Here is a 21728-nt window from a genome sequence, read left to right as displayed (position 1 = left end):
GGTCTGCGAGCAGAACGCTATAACTCTTTGATTCTACACTGATGAGCCTCATAGCGGTAGAAAAGAAATCGACAGGGGAATCTTTTAGTATCCTGATAGAGTGGGGTGGGGTATGCCCACGGATCCTGGTCCCGAGGAAACACCCGAGTCCACGGGTTCTATCAAAGATCTCATCCTCGAGCAGGAAGAAGCCGCGAGTCTCATCAAGAACCGATCTCTTCTCGAACCGAACGAGATCGTCGACGAGGAACGTATCGTCGGTCGCGACTCCCAGCTTACTGACATCACCCAGCATCTTCGCGTCGCGATCAGCAACGAACGTCCCCCAAATCTCTTCCTTTACGGACCGTCAGGGACTGGGAAATCACTCATTATCAATGCCGTCTGTTCGAACATCCTCGAACTCTGTGAAAGTCGTGACATCAGATTCGGCGTAATCCAGATGAACTGCCAGAACGTCGGGACTCTCGGCTCAGCCGTTTACGAGCTAGCCCGAAAAGTCGCGAACGACGTCGGAGCGACCGTTGAGGTCCCAGAACACGGTATCCCGAACAAGAAGAAATGGCGAGAACTCTATCGTCTAATCAACGAGCACTACGACACAGTCGTCTTCATCCTCGACGAACTCGATATGCTCGTCGGTCGCCGAGATATGGACGAGCCGGCTTTCTCTCGTCTTCTGTACCAGCTATCTCGTGCTGGGAGCACGGACGAGATCACTGCCCAAGTCTCTGTAACCGCCATCACTAACGACACGAAGATGATGGAGAACGTTGGCAGTCGAGCACTTAGTTCGTTCACGCCGGAGGACGTCCACTTCAGCGACTATGATGCCAACCAGCTCCGAGAGATTCTTTGGGCTCGGGAAGATGCTTTCCACGAAAACGCACTCAGTAACGACGTGATTCCGCTAGCAGCCGCGTTCGCTGCACAAACGAACGGGGACGCACGGAAGGCGATCGACCTCATGCGAACTGCAGGGTCGATCGCTGAGAAAGCAAATGCGGACCAGGTTCGCGAAGAGCACATTCGAGAAGCCCAAGACAAAGTCGAGAAGAACCGCGTACTCGAAGTGACTCGTGGGATTAGCACCCAGAAGAAGCTCTGTCTCTTTGCGACTGCTGCGGTTGCTCGGGAAACCGGGACTGGTGCAGCGAAAAGTCCGCTCGGCTATCGCATGTATCAGTATCTGACAGGGACACTCGATGCAGATCAGTATCACCAGGAGACGTACGTGAACAAGATGAAGGAACTCACGACGTATTCCTTGGTCGAGACCGAACGGAAAAGCCAGGGACCGCATTCGGGAAGCTATCTCGAGTTTACGTTTGGAGAGAATCCGAACACCATCATCGAGACACTTCGGGAAGATTCGCGACTGAAGGACGTCAACGTGGACGAACTACGGACCGTCGTGAAGGCTCAGATCAATAAGTAGCTTCTTCTCGGAACAAATCGATAGGGGCGAGGGTGCGGCGACGACCTAGCTCATTCGACATCGAGAACAAGTCGATAGAGGTGTGCCCCAGGTGCTTGGTGGTTTCTCACACAACAAATCGATAGGGGCGTCTGTCTCGCTCCAATCTACAGTATTCTCAGGCGACATTCGTTCTATACTGTCCTCGAAAAATGGGGCACGAGTGGTGCCGCTCCGCCAACCTACTGGTAGAGTCGATTCACCGGTCTACGCTCATATTCATGTAGCCGCCTTTAACGACTTCCTCGAAGGGATCTCCACGAACCAGGGATTCTGCGTCCGACACATCTTCGAGTACTATCTCAGAGACGAAGCGCGTCTCCGACGCCCAGTTGGGTGTCCCTGGCTCAGGAACGTAGACGAGCCGAATCACGTACGACCGATCTCCTCGGAGGAATGCCTTGCAGCGACGGTATTCGTTGGTCGTTAGTCGGAAGTGGAATGGTGGGGAACGGCCGCCGACCGCCTTCACCTCGACAGGAACGAACTGGCTGAGATCGAATTCTCGTCGTGGACCCGATAACGGACCGAACGGGTCGATTACGTCGAACCCGGGGCCCTGTTCAAGCGTGACGTTACAGAGTCTGACTAGTGGGTGATCCCGAAGCCGTCCATCTCCAAGGTGATCACGCCAGTCGACGATAGATTCCCGCGTTAACCCACCGCCCGACAAGAGCGGTAGTAGTTCCTGGTCCCAGACTCGGTCGAGATGCCAGTTGTGATCGCCGTTCTGCTGATCGTCGTGCAACGCACGGAACGTCGAGCGGACCGTCCGAATCATTCCGATGGGCTGGTCGTCAAGCCAGCGTGCAGCATCATCCAGTATCGCGACGAGCGTCGCAGCCTCGCCTTGCTGACCGCGACCACGATACTGCGTACTCCCGCCACCACCGCCACTGCCAGTTGTCCGCGTCGAAGCGCTTTGCACCTCGAACCCTGCATCGAGAAGGCTCTCGGTTGAGAATTGCTGGCCGCTCATGGCCGCAGACTGGAGGTCAGCAAGTGCGCCGTCTTGGTGGTCGGCAGCGGAGACCGTCGCTTCATCTTCCGGTAGCTCTCCCTCAAGGATATACCGTCGCAGCATTGTCTCCAGATTCGCTGTTTCGCTCGCGATAGCTCCGGAAAGTCCCTCGAGGAAGGGAGCGACGACCTGCGACCGGAACCGATCTTCGGGTGAATAGTAGAATAACAGCTCGCCGTCTGCGTCCTCATTTTGTAATCGGTCGGGGAGTCGGTCAACCCACTGAACGTTTGACTCCGTCGATAAGGTGCGAAGCCGCGACCGCCACACATCGATGTTGTTGAGTTCCGTCGTCTCCGTACGGTCCCAGACGTTCATCACAGCGAGCACACGGACGTAGGTGGACGGAACTGACTGTGGGAAACACGCTGTCGCGTCGAGTGCTCTCGCGTTCTTCGCCAGCCAGTCAATCACGTCCAATTCGCGGCCGCTGTCGGACTCCAAGATTATCTCCCGCCACGGTCGCCGATCCTCGCCAAAGAGCCGATCGAGAACGAATCTAAGCTCGTGAGGAAGACTCTCCCGAACGTCGCGAACGAACGTTCCCTGGGGCGATGTCCCATCTAGAGTAGTGACTTCAAGGCCGCACAAGGCCCGCTTGAAGTCTTGGACAGCGATGTCCTCCTCGCGCTCGATTGCTTCAACGACTTCGTCGACGGTCGGAGCAACCGTGCCGTCGAAGCGCTCGACCAAGGTGACAATAGCGTCAAGCCGTTGCCGGAGGTCTCGACGTCGTCTCGTACCTAGTATCCGTGCGACGTCATCGACGGGGAAGGTTCGCCGCTGCCATCGCTTCGTGAGCTCTGCTGGTGAGAGATCACCGTCGAGTGCCTCTCGGAACGTCGCAATTGTCGTCGGTTGTTCGGCAAGCAGCGAGACAGCGTTCGCGAGCCCGTCGAGGGTGAGTCCGTCGTCGAAGGCTGCTGAATTGAACACGAAGGCTTCCTCACCGATCCGAGGTGCATAGAGGCCCGATTTCGGGGCGTCGAGGTCGTCTTCGATTACTTCGGGGAACTGTTCAGCCACTCGCAGCTCTGCGATTGCGGCGTCTAAATCATCTGCAAATTCGCGGATTCGATCCTCACTCCGCTGCTCGAGTGATGCAACGAGGAGCACCATCCGATCACGAAGTGCCGAACGGAATTCGGCGACTGACTCGTCCGTGAATGTCAGCTCGTCCGCTTCGAAGATTGGCTTCGACGCGTCGACTCGCGCAATCCCGAGAGCGTTGGTGAGCCGGGTAAACGGTCCTGACGCAGTTCTGGGTAGGAGCCAGTGTCCGCCCTGTTCGACGGCACGGCGTTCCCACGGCTTCGGTGACTGGTCCTCGTAGTAGCGACCCTTGTCGGCGTTCTCTGCCAGCCACTCTAGCGACGCGACTTGCCACTCACCGTTACGCTTAATCGGGAGGTGAGTCAGGAACGGCAAGTCGACGTCTTCCGCTTCTGGGTCCTCTGCAGGTAGCTGGCGCAGAATCGGTTCTAGGAGCGCTGTGTAAGCTGCGTTCCAATCATTATCCCGGTCGTCAGGGATATCGAGAGCGACCGGTTCCTCGTTTGGGCCGTCGACGGCGAGGACCTCGAGGAGCCGGTGCAGGTGCCACGCAGCTTCAGTAGCATCGAACGAACCGATTGGTTTCACTCCCAGCTTTCGGAGCAGTTCTTCAGAGAGATCGAGGTCATCCGGATCGATGTGCGGGAAGAGTCGCGAGGCTCTGGCCCCACGCGACCCTGTCTTTACGACTGTGTAGGCAAATCGGGCAGCGTCATCTCCCCAGCGGTCTTGGAGTTCTGGATTCGTTGTTACGGTCGCGTCCCAGACTTTCAGTTGGCGAAGCTGCCAGTTCAGGAGCGTCGGGACTGACTTCGACCATCCGTAGCCGTCACGCTGATGACCATGCGAGCAGGTCCATCCCGTCTCAAGTATCGACTTGGTGAACTGGCCTTCGTACCGGTGGAGAAGTTCGAGGAGATTCTCTTCGCCGAGCTGCTGAACTGCGTCGAGGTCGTCGAACCAGATCCACGTTGCGAGGAAGACGTCTCTGAGAACGCCATCTGTCTTGACGTTACATGCGTTCGAGTGCTCGGCTGTCGTCTGGGGGTGTCTTCCCGGCGCCGTGATCCACTGTTGATAGACGTTTCCTGCATCTGTTAGAGAACGCTGGAGTGCGCCAGCACTCTCCGGGACGCCGTCACTCGCCAGAAAGTCGCCTGCAGACCACTCGACGGGATCCCAGGATGCGTCACCTCGAGTTCGTGGATGCCCGGATCCATACATCCATACCGTCCGGATATCGGGAAGTACCGAGACACCGAACAACGAGAGTGTTTTCGCGATTCGCTCGTGAGCGTCGTCAGTCTCAAGCGCACCGGCAATCGGAACCCACGCCTCTTCAGTCGGCGCTGGCCATGTCGCACTTGCATCCCCATCGAACGTGTCCCAGTCTTCAGTCGCATCCTCTCCGTGGGCTAGCGCCCGGATACGCTGCCAATCATCGTCGAGTATCGTTTCCCGGATGGTATGGGTGCCTCCCTCTCGCGGGAGAGTGAGTCGATTATTTCGGAGATTCAGGCGTCGGCGGAGGTTTTGCCGCTGGTCACCTTCTGACCGCGCAACCGCGGATTTCACGTATTCAGTCGGAACAAACGAACCCTCGTCTGTCTGAAGGTCCGTCGACTCGCTCCCGAGCTTGTTGATCTGCTTCGCGAGGAAGTAGAAGTCCAGCGCCTTCACACGCGCCGAGTCGTCCATTGCGAATGTGTCCAGGAGTTCGCGGAAATAGCTCGGCGTGCCATCGTAGACACGGACTCCCCACGGCCGACCAGCGAGGTCCAGAACGCGACGGGCGCGTTCGTTCTGTTCGACCGCTCGATCCAAGAAGTAGACACGGAAACTCGACTTCTCACGCGGTACTTCAGGCGGTTGGGTGTCTCGTTCCGGAGAGTTGATGTCCCAGATGACTGACCGTGTACGGCTCGTCCCACGCTCGTTCGGATTTGGCCCCGATCGTGCCTCGATGGGAACGAGGAGGGTACTATCCGCCGCATCACTCTCAGAGCGTGTTTCTTCGGCGACGTCACCGACTACTCCGTTCTCGCTCGTGCGACGGCAGGGCAGGAGGTATACACCCTCCAGGTGCGAGGAGAGCATGTCGAGCGTTGCTGACAGCTCATCATCGTTCGAGCCAGAGCGGAGTATCGTCTCGATAGTACCGACAAATAGTGCCCGAGCAGTACCGGAGTCACAGACAAGATGTGACGCATCCTGCCCGACCATTTGCCGGTCGAGGTGGCTGCCAAGGATCGCGCCCCATGAGCGGGCAATCTCGGTTGAGAACTGTTCTGCATCGTCAACCCAGAGGAGCGCCTCGATTCTCTCCTCCCATGTGGTCGGGACGGAACGACAACCTTCGAGTGTTTTCTTCGTCGGGAAATGACGGTCGACGACAGCGTCGGAAACTGATTCATCAAGCGAGTCGGTCACATCGAACAGTGCGAGGAAGCCATCGCGCACGGTGCCGTCCCAATGGAGAAGCGACTCACCGGGTACAACAGGTGTCGATACCCCGTCTTCATCGCTAACTGTGGGAACGCACGGCCGCTCACGGAGTTCCTCATAGACTGCGGCACGGAACCACGTGAGCAAGCTCGCCTGTGAACTCGGGTCGTCCGGGTAGCTCTTCGGTGGTGGCGGGAGAAGAATCCACGGATAGCGGTCGCCAAAGTTGCTCCCGCCTGCTGCCTCGGCAACTCGAGCAACGAGCTCTACTCCTCGTTCGAGGACTGCCTGATTCTCATCGAGGCTGTTGAGACTGAGATCCTTTCGATTTGTCTCGACCGTGAAGTGCCCATGGAGACAGAACGGAAGCGAAACGTCCCGTGTATTCTCGATCGGATAGTAGAGGTATAGCGGATATTCCTGTGGCCGCTCTCGTTCAGTTCTCGTCTGCGGAACGAGCAACTGCGTGGATGCGTCGGCGTCAACAAACCCGAACTGGTCAAACTGCTCGTCCGCGAACGATGCGTCCGTTCCCTCGACAGCCACCGTAACTGTCTCATGACGCACTGTCTCGCTATCGAGTGGCCCAGCGGTACGGTCGACATCCCACCGCTCCCGGCTTGGTTGCTCCGTGCCGTCGACGCGTTCGAGCAGCAATGACTCGATCCCGCCAAACTGGATGAGCGTCTCGGGTGTCAGCGTTTCACTCGTCGCGCGTTCACCGTCAGCCTCCTTCGAGAGATACGACCAGAGCCGTTCGGCCCGACCAGCACTACCTCTGTCGGACGATTCAGGTAGTGGAATATCGAACGCCTCGAGGAGGTCGCGCCACTCCGTGTCCTCGTACTCAACGAAAACAGCCGTGCGGAAGGGGTCACCGTACCATTCGTCGACATCGCCAGTGAGGAGCGCCGATGCTCGGTCGGCAACGGGATCGTCTGCCCCAGAAGCTGTCGTCAGGGGAACCGGAAAATCGAATAGCGGGAGCTTGCCGATGTCCTCCCGAGCGTCTTGGGTCAGCTCCTCGGTTCGCTGATCAGCATTCGAAGCCGTGGTGAGTGACTGGATCGCTTCGTTCGAGACAGCCCCACGAAGATCGAACCCAGATGTATCGTATCCTAATGACGAGAGCAACGCAGCAGTGACGTACGACCGACTAAGCCTAACGCGAAGCGTTTCATTTGTAGCACTCTCGTGGCGCGTCCAGATCTCGAATGCATCCCCAGTAGCGAGTATTGACTTCAGCCCAACCCCCTTGTGTCCGATTTCCTGGTCGCTATTCCCCTTCGAGGATTCGCCAATCATCGTGACGGCGTCCTCGACATCCGGGTCGAACATATCGAAGGGATGGCCGGTGTTCGCGACGAGAACGCCTTCGTCGTACACTCCAACGTAGACGCGGCCACCATCAGTGTCTCCAGGGATTGCGTCACGGGCGTTCTGGAGGAGTTCAAGGATTTCTCGCCCTTCGTGACCGCCGGCGATTGCTCGCTCTGCGTTCCCACTTTTCACTTTATCTCGGAGGCGTTCAGAAATAGTGGCTGAGGACGACGCCGCAGAAAAGTCATCGAGGAAATGTTCCCAACGATCGCTCCACCGCTCGAAGAGTTCCGCTTCCGAAAGGTGGTCAACAACCGCCGACTGACTTGCCATGCTATCGACAGATGCGTAATTCGTTAATAAATGCCAGGGAGATGTTGTCGATTACTGTGTAGTTGGGGCGTTGATCCTCCTCGAGGGCTGATTACACGGGTCAGACAGCTGCGAACTCCTGTGGTGCGGCATGAAGATTTCTCACAATGATCTATTTTGGTCGAATCCGTGAAGCTCCCAGGCTTACCGTTGACATTGCGGTTCCGCTTGCCAGTTCGGGTAGATTCGCTTGTATTCTCTTACTTGTCCACTGCTACCTGTGTATCCACTCTGAGTACCAAACTCTGGAATTCAGAGTTTGACGAGACACTAATATCCTCACGATACTCATAGTCAGTCCATTCAGCGACGTACTGGCCGACCAAGTTGATCGGTGCTTCCTCACCGCTCTTCGACATCCAGTCTCGCTGCTCTCGCCAGTTCAATTTTCCTTCACCAAATTCGCGCCCTTCGTGGATCCGAAACTCGTCATAAAGGGCCTGACTTGCCGGTGAAGTCCAATAGTTCGAGTCATTTGTTAGGAGAACCGCATATCCGTATCTTCCTTGGTTGGCAACAATCTGCTCTACACGGTTGATATCGCGAAGAAAGCGGTAGTGAGCCCGGTCGTGTGCACCTTGTGTTTTCAGCTGGAAGGTTTCCTCAAAAACGGCGTCTTTGACGGTCGCCTGTTTCGTTTTGTATTTCAGCTCGATAGGAATTGTGACATCTCCTCGTCGTACTCCGATGTCGACTCTGACACCCGGCTCTGGGTTCCATTCTAGTCGAACTCGTTCATTACCATACATCTGGGCGAGTTCTGCTCCGAGAGCCAGCTTGAGGTGATCCTCAGAGTGGAAGACTTGCCCAAGCTGACTCAATGCCCACTCGACGTCAACCATATTTTGCTATGTCCGTCCACCAGTGATAATTCCAGCCCCACGACAGAGCACTTCTCAGGTTGTTCTCAGTCGCCCCTTCTCAAATGAGTTCTAGGTCTGCTAACTTCGATTGAAGCGATTGGAACGCCTGATTGTCTTCTTCCTCGCTTCGCCCACCTGTGACTACCACTTTGCCGCTGGCAAACACAAGGAGGACACAACGGGTACCTGATGGTCGGTAGACCAAGCCTGGGAACTGCTCTGGTTCATATTCTGTTTGTTCCAAGCCGAGTCCGATCGTCAAAGTATTGAGATCGATCTCGTGATGGAGGTTCCCGACGCTGACGACGTTTTTCACCTCCAGAGTTGGCTCGTCGATCGTTATCCCAAGATCTAATATAAAATCGATGAATCTTGAGTTCAGTTGATGCATTTTCTCGAAGTCGTTTCCCACTCGAAGGAGATACTTTCCCGAGGTGTAGAGAATAATCAGCTCGCCACTCTCCTCAAATCGAAATAATGCTGTATTGTTTTCGGGTTTGAAGTACGCGACGGGTAGTTCCGCATCTGCGACAATTTGTTCGATATCGACTTCGATTCCGAGTGTGCCTAACGCTGCTATATTGACGACGTCAACCTCAGATTCGGTCATTAGCTAGTATCTCACGATAACCTGCAACATGACTTGAGGTTTTAGACACGGTAGTGAATGCCTCAGGAGTGCTCTGGCTACTATTCTTTCTCGACTCGGAGGAAGTTCAGCATGCATTCCTGCGGAAGGATCCCACCGTGGTAATAGCGGGCGTCGGTAAGCCCACTTTTGCTGTTGTACTGTCGAGGTTTGGCGAGCAATCGAACTGACGTTTTCAGATATTCTGTTCCAGGTGTCTGACCCGTGACTCGGACGCCTGTTCCGGCGTCCTCGATGTCGTCTCCAGCGATTCGACGATATTTGACCTCTCCATCTCCGTCGTAGCTAGAAATCGATTCCATCGTAGTCCCCTTCGGGAGCAGGACGAATCCGTGATCCGTCACGACGTAGATCCGATCCCAGTTTTCGTTCTCTAGCTTTTCTGTAATCAGATCGTAGAATTCGTCGATGTAACTGGTGAAGTGACTCTCTGGATTGTCGAGTTCATTCTCACCGATGTCGTCGATGTCCTTGTCGTAGTAGGCGATTTGGTGGTGTTGCCACCCGGAATCGCGATCGTCCGGTACGTCCCATCCCTCTCGTTTAAGGACTTTCACTCGGTTTCCTTTGTTGTCGAGACGCTGACCACCTCGTTCGACAGAGAGCTTCCCGTTCCGGAGTTTGACACGGAACCTGTGGGATCGCCCTGGTGTGAGTGCAGCCATCCCGAATTTGGTCTCTGATGGAAGTGTGCTAACTCTGGTCTCTTCGGCGATCGAATAGTCTTCTCGAAGGCGGTTGGCCAGCTCCCGAGCGAGGTCTAATCGCAGCGCATCAATCAGAAACAGGGCGACTGTTTCCCCTGTTGCGAGATCCTGCTCGTTGTCAGTCCACCACTCGTAGGCAGCGTCTTTCCCCGCCAGAGGCGATCCAGTACTGAACGAACTGACTACTGCCTCGCTCATCTCCTCAAGATAGTTCATATACCGCGTCTCTAAGAGCTCGGCGCGAATCTCAGGGAGCGACTCCGTCGCCGGGTGAGAGTTGAGGAGTCTCTCTTGCTCGGGTTCACCTGTGATCTCGAGTTCCAACACCCCATAGTCGATCTTCCAGGTTCCGTCTTCTTGATCAGCATACTGATCGAAGGGGTCGAACGACTGGGACCGCTCTTCCCAGGCTGCAAACCGCAATTCCAACTCGGCTACCTGTTCGGCTTGTTCCCAGAGCGTGGTCCAGGGAATATCGTCCGGATACACACCGAGGGCTTGTTGGCGTTCGTTCGCTCTTTCGATACATTCCGTGTACCTTCCCTCTTCTAATGATTCGAGCCAAGCATCCCACAGAGCTGCATCAAGCGCCCCATCAACCGGACAGGCCACGAGCTCCCACACATCGTCAGATGCTTCGATTACGTCCCCCCAGTAGCTCTCGCTCAGATAGCGCTCTGCCAACCGCTTGCTCTGTCGGGAATCGACAATCCGTTTGAGTGGATTGATATCGCCAAGGGTGCTCCCCACGTTTCCATATCCCTCGGGGAAGGCGTCGACATCCATTCCCCCGACGACGAGCCAGCGAGCAACGGCCCACTTCCAGACGACGTCCTCGATCTCTTCTGGTGTTTCAGCATTGTCTGCGGGAGCGACGTGCCTGTCTTTAAGCGACTTTTGCACTCGGGCAATCGTCTCATCATCCTTGTCAATTTCTGGCCATCCACCTTCGAGGAGGTGCTCTAAAATCTGGCCCTCTCCCTTTGTGATTATCTCACCGATCAGGTCCCCGTAGCGTGGAATTCCACCGCTTGCGAACTGAGTTTTGATTACATTCGCCGCAGTTTCGCGGTCAGCCTCCGTCCCTCGCTCAACATCATAGATATCCCAGGGATTGACCTCATACAGCTCGGCAGTCAGCTGTTCGATCGTGAGTTCGATTTCACCGCCAGTTTCACGGATGTCTCTGAACCAGTCACGATTCTCCTTCGCTTGCGGGATGTACCAGACGTGGGGAGTCTCCGGTTCGTCGATTGCGTTTCTTCTCAGCTCGAGAGGAAACCGTTCTGCCTCCGAGAACCCCACGCCGATCCGGTCTGCAGCAGCACGGATGACCTCTCGGAGATGTCCTCCGTCGTCCCACCAGACGACTCGAACAGCTGTCGCGTAGTCGTCAGGAAATTCATCTTCTAGATGAGCTTTCGCCTGGTCTTCGAGTGTCGTCGTCGGTTGCGATTTCATCGGTCTTCCTCCTCTGTATCGATAACCACAATAGTGCCGTCACCTGGTTCGGTCACATCTGCCCAGAGCTCGTCGACAGATGGCCCGTCGTCATCTTGGTCATCATCGTCTTCATCATCGTCGTCATCATCGTCCGTTGACTGGAGCTTTGCATCGGCCTGTTTCACCAACGCTTCTGCTCGAGACGGTGTGACGAGGTCTGGTCCACTTAGCGCACGCTTCACCTGCTTCGTGATGAACGCTTCAGAATGTTCTGAGTTGAGTTTCTCGTACCGAGATTCGAGCTGGTTGTAGAGTGGACCATTTGGTTGATCCTCGAGTAGTCCCCGTGCCTCCTCAAGCTGGCTAGCTTCGCTGACTGCGTTCCCGGATGCGATATCGGATTCGGAGATGTCATCCGCGGATGCAGCGATCTCATCGAGTTCTCTGAGTGACTCGAAATTCACTCCTGAAATTGTCTCGGTGACGGTATCGATTTCTACGATTATGTCTTGATCCAGTAACGCTTGCTCGACCGCTGAACAGAGCTCCGAGATCGAATCCCCCTCGGGTGTGGTTCCCGTGAGAAGGTGGTAGAGCTCACTAATCTGGGAGGTACGGAAGTCCTGAGCCTCTGTCTGGAGCTTAGTGAGACTCTCCTTGGAAGGTATGCGTGACCCATCGACGGCGTCCTCCATCTTGTAGGTAATCGCAGCATCTGGGTACAGTGATCGCATCGTCTCGAGTGTGCTGTTGAACTCATCCCAGAGCGGCTCCTCGCCCTCGAATAATGGTTCAGCTTTGTGGAACCACTCTGCCTGCGTTGGTACTGGCGATTCAGTCAGTACTGCATCGTCAAGTTCGCCACCTGCCATCCCTGGTTCTAACGCGTCACGGAGCGCATCTAGTGTGATTTCTTCGTCAAACTCGAGATCCACACGAGCACAGATGTTCCGAATACCCGAACTATTCTTTTCTGCCCATGATGCGAGATTGGAGAGCCAAGCGGTCGGATCGTTCCCTTGTGGAGCGAATCCTCGGAGTGACTGATAGACCGCTTTTAGATTGCTACTTCCCTCGATGTCTACGGGATCGAATCCAATATCGATGTCACGGATATCGGAGAGACGTCGCATCACGCGACCGATTTCGCCCGGGTCTTCGATACGGACCCCATCACGTCTGATCTCGATTTTGTTTGCTGCGGCAAGCGTGATCAGAAGCGCCGCCAGTGCCTCGCGTGGCGTCCCGAGATATTTCCCCCGCCGACCAGCGATTTCTTCGAGGACAGTCTCTCCACTCACTAATTCCTCTCCAGCGTAATCGTTGAGGAATTCTTCAGCCCACCCGTCACTAATCTCTCTCGGAACTGTCTTGACCCCGAGCATTTCTGCGTCGTCGCTTGAGAACGGCCACGTACCATTCCCGTTGAAGAACTCGAAGAGGGTCCGAGCGTCGTCAACCTCCTGCAGCCGTGTATCGAGTGTTTTCCTGTTCTCGAATTTCTCTCTGACAGCATCAGCGAGCACACTATCGATGTTGCTTAGATACGTCCCTCGCGTCGTGTTATGGTCCGGCGTATAGAGCTTCGCTCCATAGAGGAGTTCCTCGATCTCGTCTTCGACGGTCTCCTCCTCCTGTTGTTGCTCGATACGGAGTTCTGCGCTAGCCCCCGGCTCCAATAACTTATCCAACGCAATCAGATGCCGAATACTCTCGCGAAGGCCCTCTGAAAGCTCAATAACGATAAGGACGTCTTCAACGCCTTGGTCACCAGCGTTTGCCTCCTGCCATCTCGTTCGTGACTCTTCTATTGTATCCGGGTCAGACGCTAGTACCCTGGCAACTACACCATCGAAACGAGGTTCCGATGAGGAGTCGACTTGGTCTAATACAGTGTAGCGGAACGTATACGGGGCGTCGGAGATCCCGTCGATATTCCGCGTTCGGAGTGAATCATCCGCGGTCAACCGACCACGATCTGCCTCCCGGAGAAGGTCCTCAATATTGTACCGAACTTGATGTTGAGGAAGCCCTGCTGCCTCCCGGTGAATCTGATCCCAGAACTCGACGATCTCCTTCGACAGGATTCTATACGTCTGCGGTTGGACACTCTCGTCGGTTCGAACGAAGTTGTCCTCCATCAGCGCTTTGAGGGCTTCCTCAACATCGCTTTCGAGCAGATCGATGTCAGTATCTACTGAGCTAACCAGCAGCCGTGTGATGTTCTCCTTCGTTGTTGGGACGGCGTCGACCTGGCCAAGGAGATAGAGAACTTTCGCGACACTCACCCCCATCTCGTCAGTCGTGTTCTCGACTTTCTGGATCTGGTCCTTTGCCCACCCCGGAATGTCCGTTGTTTCGCGCTCAATCAAGTCATAGATTTCATCCCACGCAACGACCGCTCCAGGCTCTTTCTGGGTCCAATCAAAGCTGGTGAAGAGAGAACGAACGAGAATCAGCAGCGCTCGTCCCTGAACATACTCTCTGTCCACTTCCAAGTCTTCTTTCTTGAGACTCTGCATGACCTCGCGGAGCAACCAGAGGTCGTGTTCACGGAAGGGATACGCCTCTACGGGCTCACCGACGTCGGTGTATTCTGAAGCGTCGGCAAGTTCTAACTCGAAGTTAGGAGCCTGTTCGAGCAGGTCGTGTACCGTGTTCGCCCCGGAATCTGACTTTCGGAGCCACCGCTTTCTGACTATGATCTCTGTATCGGCACCCCGGAGCGGAATTTCGTTCGTGTACCACGCCTCCGGATCGACCTCTCCCATGAAGTCCTGCTGCATGTCCCGCAGCGACCACTGTCCTGTTCCCAAAATTGGGGGATTAATGTCGGCGATGAGTGTGTCGACCGTCTCTAGGAACTCTCGATAGCGGTGTTGCTGGTCACCGACGTAAATGGCGACTTCGTCGAGCCCGATGAGGAACTCGTACGTTTCGCCTGATTCCTGTAAGTAGCGCTTCGTTCGGTCCAGCCGTTCTACGAGTTCATCGGGTGTGAACGCCTCAGTACTGATCCGTCTCGTGGCTTGCTCGATTGATTCCCTGACGCCATCTTTCGTTGCATAGGGCGTGCCGTCAGTCTCGTCCATCTCGGGAAGTGCTTCATAGAGCCATGGACGGAGCGCAGCCTTGTCTTGTGCTGCTTCCTCTATCGACCTTCCATCGTGTTCTACAGAGCGTACGGCTTCCCAGAGCCCATGCTCGATCTCTAGTGTCCACGCCCACTCGAGTAACCAGAGTGGGTCAGTCGGGTAGTTGAGCTGATTCCCCAGCTCCTCGTAGATCAGGAGCGAGAGCGTTGAGTCACGAACCTTGTCCCGGTCGAGGAGGTTCATGAACAGGGGGACCAGGTGATCGATGTGGGACGAATTGAGCCGGTCTCTGAATTCCTTGAACCCAGAGAATTGGCTCGACAGCTTCGGAGCGACCGTTTCGAGCCCCTCGATCTCGCCAGTCGCGATTCCGATCAGCTTCAGAAGGTGCGTTTTCCCGGATCCGAAGGTGGCATGGACATACCGGAAGCGTGGCTGTGATCCTGTACTGTTGACGACTTCACCGAGTTCTGTGAGTACCTTTCGAGCGCTATCAGTCTCGTAGAACTCGTCGATGTCGCGTTCGGCTTGGCCGACTTCGTTGACTTTCTGTACTTCTTCGAGTTCTCGCGTCGGCGAGCGAGTAAACAGTGATTCAAGTGTCGTATCAGTCATCGAGATACACCTCCGTGATTTTCTCGTCAATTCGGTGGGCTGGGTAGTAGTGGCGCGCGTCCTCGTTGAAGAAGCTCAATTTCCCTCCTCTAATCGAACCAGGGAACGGGATTCCGATTGTAGTATTCACGTTTCGGCGGTCCATCTCATCGAGCAACTCTGAGGCGCGGGTGAACGGATAGAGGCTTCCGAGGTTCACCAGCAGGAGGATATGCTGCTGCGCGTTCTCGCCTTTGAGTTGTCCTTCGACGAGTTTCCCGATGAGTTCGTCAGCCAGACTCGTTTCGAGTGTCTCCGTTACTGCGTTCGTGGTGGTCCGCTCAAGAGGCCCGAGATCGAGTGTGGTTTCGAAAACACGCGTCTCGGGCATCAGGTGATCGAGCCGAACACACTCGACTGTGAGTTCGTTGCCGGCCTGGTTCTCGATGCCAGCCCAGTTCGTCAGTGTATCTGGTGTTTCGGGGTCTGCCCACTGAACCAACCGTTCCGTCACCCGGTGTTCAACAGATGGTTCAACTGGCACCATGACGAAGGGATTTCGAATTCCCCGCCGTTCGCCACTTGCGAAGTCGACCAATTCCTCGGTGAATTTCTTGAGCGGGTTTCGCGTCGACGTCATTTGATAATCACACCTCCATCGATCTGTTCGATCGTCGGCTTCCTCGACTCCACGAGACGCTCAAATTGGCCCTTGAGTGCAGATTCATCGCCGAATAGCACACCTACGCCTTCGATTTCATCGGGTCGAGTCCCACCGACCAACTGCTCTACAGTCTCGTACTTTTCTCGATACGTGTCGACTCGGTCCTCAGTGAGGCTGTCCCAATCCGTCGTTGAGGATACCGTCCCGAGCGCTCGTTTCAATGTGCGTTCGTCATGAGTTCCTGGTTCCCGGTTCGTTAGCGCACTAATGCAGGCTTGGATGCTTTCATGGGTATCTCTGAAGTGCCGAAGTGGGCGGAGATATCCGGACTGGAATCCATCGTGAACGCTGTGCTCAGGGAGCTGTAGGGGCGGGATCAGCCATTGGTGTTCCTCGAGTTCCGTCACTAGTGATTTCGCGTTGGTTTCAGCCACTTGAGCCGACCAATCCTCTTCAAGCGCTGAGATTGCGGTCAACCGGGCATCTAGTGACTGATCGAAGGACTGCCAACCCTCCTGCGTCCACCACTCCCGACCAGACTCGTTTTCGAGCTGTTGGCTCAGCTGGTCCAGTGCGTCGTAGAACGATTGGCTAAGCCAGTCAATCTCCAGCTCTCTGAACCGCAGCAGACCGTCGAGTTGTAAGAGGTAGGATTCCCTGGATTCCCATCGATCCTCAACCCCGGTCAACCATTCTTCGTCACTCGCCACTTGGTCGATTATCTCTTCCCAGTCCGTATCGTCAGCAGCGATCGCGTCGGCGCGAGATTCTGCGCTATCCGCCAGTTCAGAGAGCGCATTATTGAATGACGCAACCAGAGAGACGAGTGCATCACTCTCTAATTCCGTCTCTGTACTGACTTCTGTCGTCTCTGCAAGCGTGCGCGCTTGCCTCTTGACCGACTTGTTCAACTCTTCGAGGGCGACGATTCCCTCGTCGACTGTTTGAATCGGATCGATGATTCCAGCATCGATGAACTGTTCCTTGAGAGACGTCGACGACGGTGCCGTACGCAGCTTGATCTCCATCTGCTGAGAGAGCGTCAGCAGTTCATCCGCGGAGAGAGCCTCTCCGTCCTCTGCAACGGGACGGAACTCCCCTGCGCGACACAGCCCCCAGAGGACCGCTGTTACTGCAGGTTTGACCTCTCCATAGAACGGCGTCTCCTCGGTGATGTTCTCGAAGAGCGCTGGTAGACCCATCTCGTTGTCATGGTCAACCAGCGTTCGACCGACGGCGCCTCGGATCTCTTTCGCAATCGTCCCCATCGTGGATACCTCCGCATCTGGCGTTGGAACATCGATTTTCTGTGCCCACTCTGGGTACTCCTCGTCGTCGTTGAGTCGCTTTAGCTCCGAGAGGTAGCTCTGGTCCACCTCGAGCATGACGGGATGGAAGAACGAGGGATAGGCACGGTTGATGCACTCTTTGACCGCAGACTCGAGACCACGCGGTTCCTGAGATTCAACCTTGTACGAGCCATCTTTGAGCGCGCTCGCGAGCTTACTTTTCACCCTGTCCGCTGCATCGTCGACGTCTCGGGCTATCGTATCGGGTGTTTCCGTTTCGGTAGTCGCTTCGTGGAACGACCACCACTCGATGAGTTGGCTTCGGAGATCATCCAATCCATCCTCCTTGACCGACCAGTAGATCGTTCCCTCGTTGACTTTCTTAGAGTCGACATCAGGTCGCACGCCCCGGATAACCATAGTGGCTTCGAGGGCACCCTCGTGTTCGTCCGCCCCATCTAGTGGTTGTCCATCGATGGAGAAGTTGTACGAGATGGGGTAGTTGTCGCCGTCCCCACCGTAGGGAACCGACGTTGGGAGATTCAGACGAGGGCTGATATCCGCCCAGAGTTCAGTGTCGAAAGCGGCGATAATCTCGTCCCAATCCGGGTTCTTGCGGTTCTTGCGTGCCTCTTCGATGATCTCTCGTTCCTCCCGATCCGTGATTCGAAGGAGAGGACCGTCCTCGGCCGTGTTCGGCCTGATGTATTTGTCAAGGTTCTCCAGTGAATTCTGGACCTGGTTTCGGACGGTCGTCCGCGGCTGCCCGTTAAGGTCGTCCATTACCGCAACCGCGATGTTGGCGTCGTTCTGTGGGACTGAGTCGGGTACGTACGAGAGGAGTAAGACCGCTTTTGCGACCTTGAGATCGAAGTCAGTCGTGTCTTCGTCGGCTTCGATCTCTTCTAGGACCTCGATCTCGTTGGGGATGATGTCCTCGAGCTCGTACCGGATCAGGTCATAGAAATCGACGAGGCTGATGAGGGACAGCTCGTCTTTGCTTTCGTCGCGCATCCATCGGTCTCGGAGTCCGGCAACGATGGCGAGAATCGCTCTCGCTGTCCCAGAGAAGATCGACTTCGCCGAGTCGGCCAACTCGTTCCGAAGGTTCGAGAGTATCTCCAGGAAGAGCGCCGGCTGGTAGGGCAGGAGCGGGTAGAACTGCACGAACTCATTTTCCTTGACTCGATTGAGAGGTGGCTCCGTGTTCTGCCCGACCTCTGAGTAGACGAACGTAGATGTCGGATGTACCCGCGCCGTTAGTGCTTCTGACTCAACCCAGTCTGCTCCGCCTTCGGTCTTCTCGAGGAGGCGACGCTGAACGATTTCCCCGACGTGATGACTTGGCAAGTGGTACTGGTGGGGGAACCGGTCTTTGAGAATCCCGAAGTCGAGTTGCTTCGCGGCAAGTCCTGGTCGGACGTCCTCGATTTGGGACTGCGCCGTCGCGACCATCTGGATGTTCCCCTCGCCGATCGTATCGATACTCTCCGCGAGCGCGTTGAGTTCCGAGAGTCGCTGGTAGTCCCCACCGATGAAGAGCGTCACTTCGTCGACGAGGAGGACGATCTTTACCGGCTTCTCAGACTCCGCCTCAAGGTCTTGCCGATACGACTCGACGGCTTCGACAGCCATCCGCTGCCCGATGTCCTGGCGTTGGATGTCCGCCAACCCATCTGCAGTTCCTGTCTCTCGTTCGACGAGCTCCTCGAGAACGAGATCAGAGAGGGTTCGGTACTGTTGGACGTCGTCCCACGAGTACTGATCCGCGTTGGGAACGCCTTCGTCTTTGAGGACCTCTTTCGTGAGTTCGTCACGCTGATCCCACGTTCCCTGATTCTGGTACCACTCCTCGAAGAATGCGACGTCGAGTCGGTTCGAGAGGCCTCGCGCCTGATAGACTGCTTGGAGGATGATCTCGCTGAAGCTCTGTTCGCGAACACTCTGATACTTCAGGAGGTTGATCGGGAGGGGGACGAGACGGTACTCGTCGAGCATCGAGGACCATGTCTCGTAGAGGTCGCTGTAGGCGCTATCTGAATCCAGCCGATTCCAGACCCCCTTTCTGTCTTCCTCTTCGAGGTCCGCAGACGCGGTGAGGAGGTTGAGGACGGTCAGTAGGTGACTCTTTCCGCTGCCGTAGTATCCGTAGAGCCAGTGATTGGCTCCCTTCCGCATCTCCTCGTCGTGGCCGTGAATTCGAGTGAAGAAGTCCCGAAGGAAGTTCTCCGAGGCATCTGTGATGTGGTAGGTGTCTAGGTAGTGGCGGTAGAGCTGATCGCGATGAGCGGCTCTGTCTTCGTCCTCATCGAACTTCCGATCGATACGAATGGACTCCTCGAAGGTCGCGTCCTGCTTCTCGAACAGGTTGTTCATGGAAGTCATGCCGACCCCTCCGCGAGCATCGTGTAGAAGTCGTCGACAGGTTCGAACCAGACGCGACTCCGAGCTTCGTGGTGCGTCCAGCCCTCATATCCGGCCAGCCGCTTGCTCTGCGGTTCCCAGTACTCTTCGGACTGGAACAGGTAGAGCCAGCCAATCGGCTTCGTGAGCCACTCGTCGCCGTTCTGAGCCCAGGAGTAGTAAGCCGCAACCTGGAGGGGCACGTCGCCGACTTTTGGGGGTTGACCGGCGGTCTCAGTCTTCCCTTCGAGCACACCGATATCACGAAGGGCAGACCTGAGTCCCTGTATCCATCGTTTCTGTGTTGATTCCGAGTACTCTAGCGGCTCGCCAGCTTTGTCGCGAAACTCGTCGAGGATGTTGAGAACAGTATCCGTCTCGAAGTCGAGTGCGGAGGGTCCTTGTTTCATCAGTCGGCGGAGGTACTCGTGTACGACATAGCGAGCCAGCCCGTCGTGGTTGACGAGATAGAGGAAGAGGACCTGTGCCTGATCGCGTTCGTTTCGACATTGGTCCAAGATCTCTGGAAGCACCGGGACCGATGGAAGCCCTTCACCCGCTGACTGAAGCCGTGCCCGAATAGCGATAAGTGGCTTTTCAGCGCTGTTCCGACTGCTTCGGTTCGCGACTCGCTCGTCGTACCAGATCTCCTTGACCGACGTCCAATCGAGTTCGTCCGCGTAGAGAGATGCGATATCGTGCGTTCTCTCGGCTTGGAGCCCGCAATGAGTCACATCCGTAGTGATCTTCGATTCGGGGAGTCTCCCGATGAGAGACGGGAGCCATGAGTCCAACTCCCCGTTTCGACCTGTAGCCATACTATGACGAGACCGTGGTATCTACTTAGAAGTTCTTGTGCAGATTTCTGGGCAAATGAACGGACCGCAAGGGAACTTTGATGTGGGCTCATTATGAGGTAGGAGACAAGAGCGGTACATCATGTCTGGAAAATCTTCTCTTGCGACGAAAGCCCAATTGGACAAGTCAGAGCGTGAGCATCTCGAAGACATAGTCACAGACCTTCGAGAAACTGTTGAAGCAGATATCGAATATCAGCTCGAACATACCTACGAACTCAATGATAAGGACGGCGGTGAGGATCTCTCTGGCAAAGAGGCGGAAACTCGAACAGAACTGGTCACGGCTGTTGAACGCGAGGACGACAATAAGTCGTGGGAGGAGAAGTTCGAGCAATACGTAATGGGCGTCGGATACACTATCGTCAACCGGCTCACTGCCCTCCGTTGTATGGAGGTCCGCGGATTCATTGATCGGCCAGTCACTCAGTTCGGAGACTCTGGCACAACCCCTGCAGCTGAGAAGCTTGAAAACGAGAAGTATCTCGGTCCCGACGAGGCTAAAATTGAGGCTTACGACGAGGCCTGTCGCAAGCTAACTGACGAAATCGAGATTCTCTTTGACCCTGAATCACCATACAGCATCGTTGACCCGGACGTCGAGGTCTTTGAAGAACTCTGCCGTAAGCTCGATGATGTCTCTGAGGAGGTTTGGCGTGCCGACGACGTCCTCGGCTGGGTGTACGAGTATTACAATGCCTCTAAGCTGGAAGAGCTACGCCACAAGAGAAACCAAGAAGGACTAGAACCCGAAGATGTACCTCCGGCAAATCAGTTCTACACTCCTCATTGGGTCGTGCGGATGCTTACCGATAACAGTCTCACTAAGATGTATCTGGAGGCAAATGGCGAGCTTCCGGCTACTATCGAAGAACAATCAACCCTCTCCGAAGATGAACGCAAGTTCCGCGACACATCTCCTGCGGAATCGCCATCACTAGCTGATTTCAGCACGTATCTCGTTCCGACAGAAAAAGAAGGTGAAGCCCCGACTTTTGAGGAACCAAAAGACATCCGTGTAATTGATCCTGCTTGTGGGAGTGGCCACTTTCTCTTGTACGCCTTTGACGTCCTCGAGCGAATCTGGCATCAAGAACGGCCAGACCTCGCCCGGTCTGAAATCCCCGAGAAGATTCTCCGTTACAACCTCCACGGAGTGGATCTCGATATGCGAGCCTCAGTACATCACAAAGCCGGTTAGTTGAGACGTCTGCTTGCTGAAGGTGTGTCTACAACCCAGCAAGCAGACGGTGAAATCCACGAGGACCAGCTTCTTAACTTCCTCGTCAACGCTCTTGACGAGGAAGTCGCCCTCACACTCGCTGAAAACGCCGAGATCGATGCTGAAGACATCTACGAGGTCCTCGTCGGCGCGTGCGCCGACGGGACCTCGGTCTCAACGCTCTGTGAGAAAAGCGAAGATGCCCCCCACGAAAATTCGGTTCTCTACCATCTCCGCACCAAATTCGACCTTGA

General features: G+C 55.6%; 10 protein-coding genes and 1 pseudogene. 3 read left to right on the top strand and 8 right to left on the bottom strand.

The genetic code is table 11. From position 1 onward, the window contains the following. Positions 1–112: 112 nt before the first annotated feature. Positions 113–1438, top strand: coding sequence for an orc1/cdc6 family replication initiation protein (locus APQ99_RS11340; protein WP_136361246.1), 1326 nt, complete (start codon positions 113–115; stop codon positions 1436–1438). A gap of 238 nt (positions 1439–1676) precedes the next feature. Here the strand turns inward: APQ99_RS11340 and APQ99_RS11335 are convergent, their stop codons facing one another. From APQ99_RS11335 to APQ99_RS11300, 8 genes are all read right to left on the bottom strand, one after another. Beyond that, the gene (locus tag APQ99_RS11335; protein WP_136361245.1) at positions 1677–7649 is read right to left on the bottom strand and encodes a sacsin N-terminal ATP-binding-like domain-containing protein; all 5973 of its coding nucleotides are present in this window, start codon (positions 7647–7649) and stop codon (positions 1677–1679) included. A gap of 239 nt (positions 7650–7888) precedes the next feature. Beyond that, positions 7889–8530: a hypothetical protein gene (locus tag APQ99_RS11330; protein WP_136361244.1), complete on the bottom strand. Its 642-nt coding sequence runs from the start codon at positions 8528–8530 to the stop codon at positions 7889–7891. A 79-nt stretch (positions 8531–8609) separates the two neighbouring features. Further along, positions 8610–9161 carry a TATA-box-binding protein gene (locus APQ99_RS11325; protein ID WP_136361243.1) on the bottom strand — a complete coding sequence of 184 codons (552 nt, stop codon included), beginning with the start codon at positions 9159–9161 and terminating at the stop codon, positions 8610–8612. An 80-nt stretch (positions 9162–9241) separates the two neighbouring features. Continuing rightward, on the bottom strand, positions 9242–11368 hold the full coding sequence (gene pglZ, locus APQ99_RS11320) for a BREX-5 system phosphatase PglZ (protein ID WP_136361242.1): 2127 nt from the start codon (positions 11366–11368) through the stop codon (positions 9242–9244). After that, the gene (locus tag APQ99_RS11315; protein WP_136361241.1) at positions 11365–15060 is read right to left on the bottom strand and encodes a hypothetical protein; all 3696 of its coding nucleotides are present in this window, start codon (positions 15058–15060) and stop codon (positions 11365–11367) included. Before APQ99_RS11315 ends, pglZ begins: the two co-directional genes overlap by 4 nt. Beyond that, positions 15053–15679, bottom strand: a complete 627-nt coding sequence (locus tag APQ99_RS11310) for a BREX protein BrxB domain-containing protein (RefSeq protein WP_136361240.1) — start codon at positions 15677–15679, stop codon at positions 15053–15055. The genes APQ99_RS11315 and APQ99_RS11310 overlap by 8 nt, the downstream gene beginning before the upstream one ends. Then, positions 15676–19377 (bottom strand): hypothetical protein, encoded by a 3702-nt coding sequence (locus APQ99_RS11305; RefSeq protein WP_136361239.1) that lies wholly within the window; start codon positions 19375–19377, stop codon positions 15676–15678. The genes APQ99_RS11310 and APQ99_RS11305 overlap by 4 nt, the downstream gene beginning before the upstream one ends. After that, positions 19374–20213: a BrxA family protein gene (locus APQ99_RS11300; RefSeq protein ID WP_209000317.1), complete on the bottom strand. Its 840-nt coding sequence runs from the start codon at positions 20211–20213 to the stop codon at positions 19374–19376. The genes APQ99_RS11305 and APQ99_RS11300 overlap by 4 nt, the downstream gene beginning before the upstream one ends. A 121-nt stretch (positions 20214–20334) precedes the next feature. Between APQ99_RS11300 and APQ99_RS11295 the strand changes: the two genes are divergently transcribed. Then, the gene (locus APQ99_RS11295) at positions 20335–21453 is read left to right on the top strand and encodes a hypothetical protein (RefSeq protein ID WP_136361238.1); all 1119 of its coding nucleotides are present in this window, start codon (positions 20335–20337) and stop codon (positions 21451–21453) included. 24 nt (positions 21454–21477) lie between these two features. Further along, positions 21478–21728, top strand: a pseudogene (locus tag APQ99_RS11290) (ISH3 family transposase); the annotation flags it as partial.

Origin of the sequence: Halobacterium salinarum DSM 3754 (genome assembly GCF_008124605.1) — an archaeon.
Classification (GTDB): domain Archaea; phylum Halobacteriota; class Halobacteria; order Halobacteriales; family Halobacteriaceae; genus Halobacterium; species Halobacterium salinarum.
Note: the sequence above shows the minus strand (reverse complement) of the source record. Positions and strands in the feature narration are given on the sequence as shown.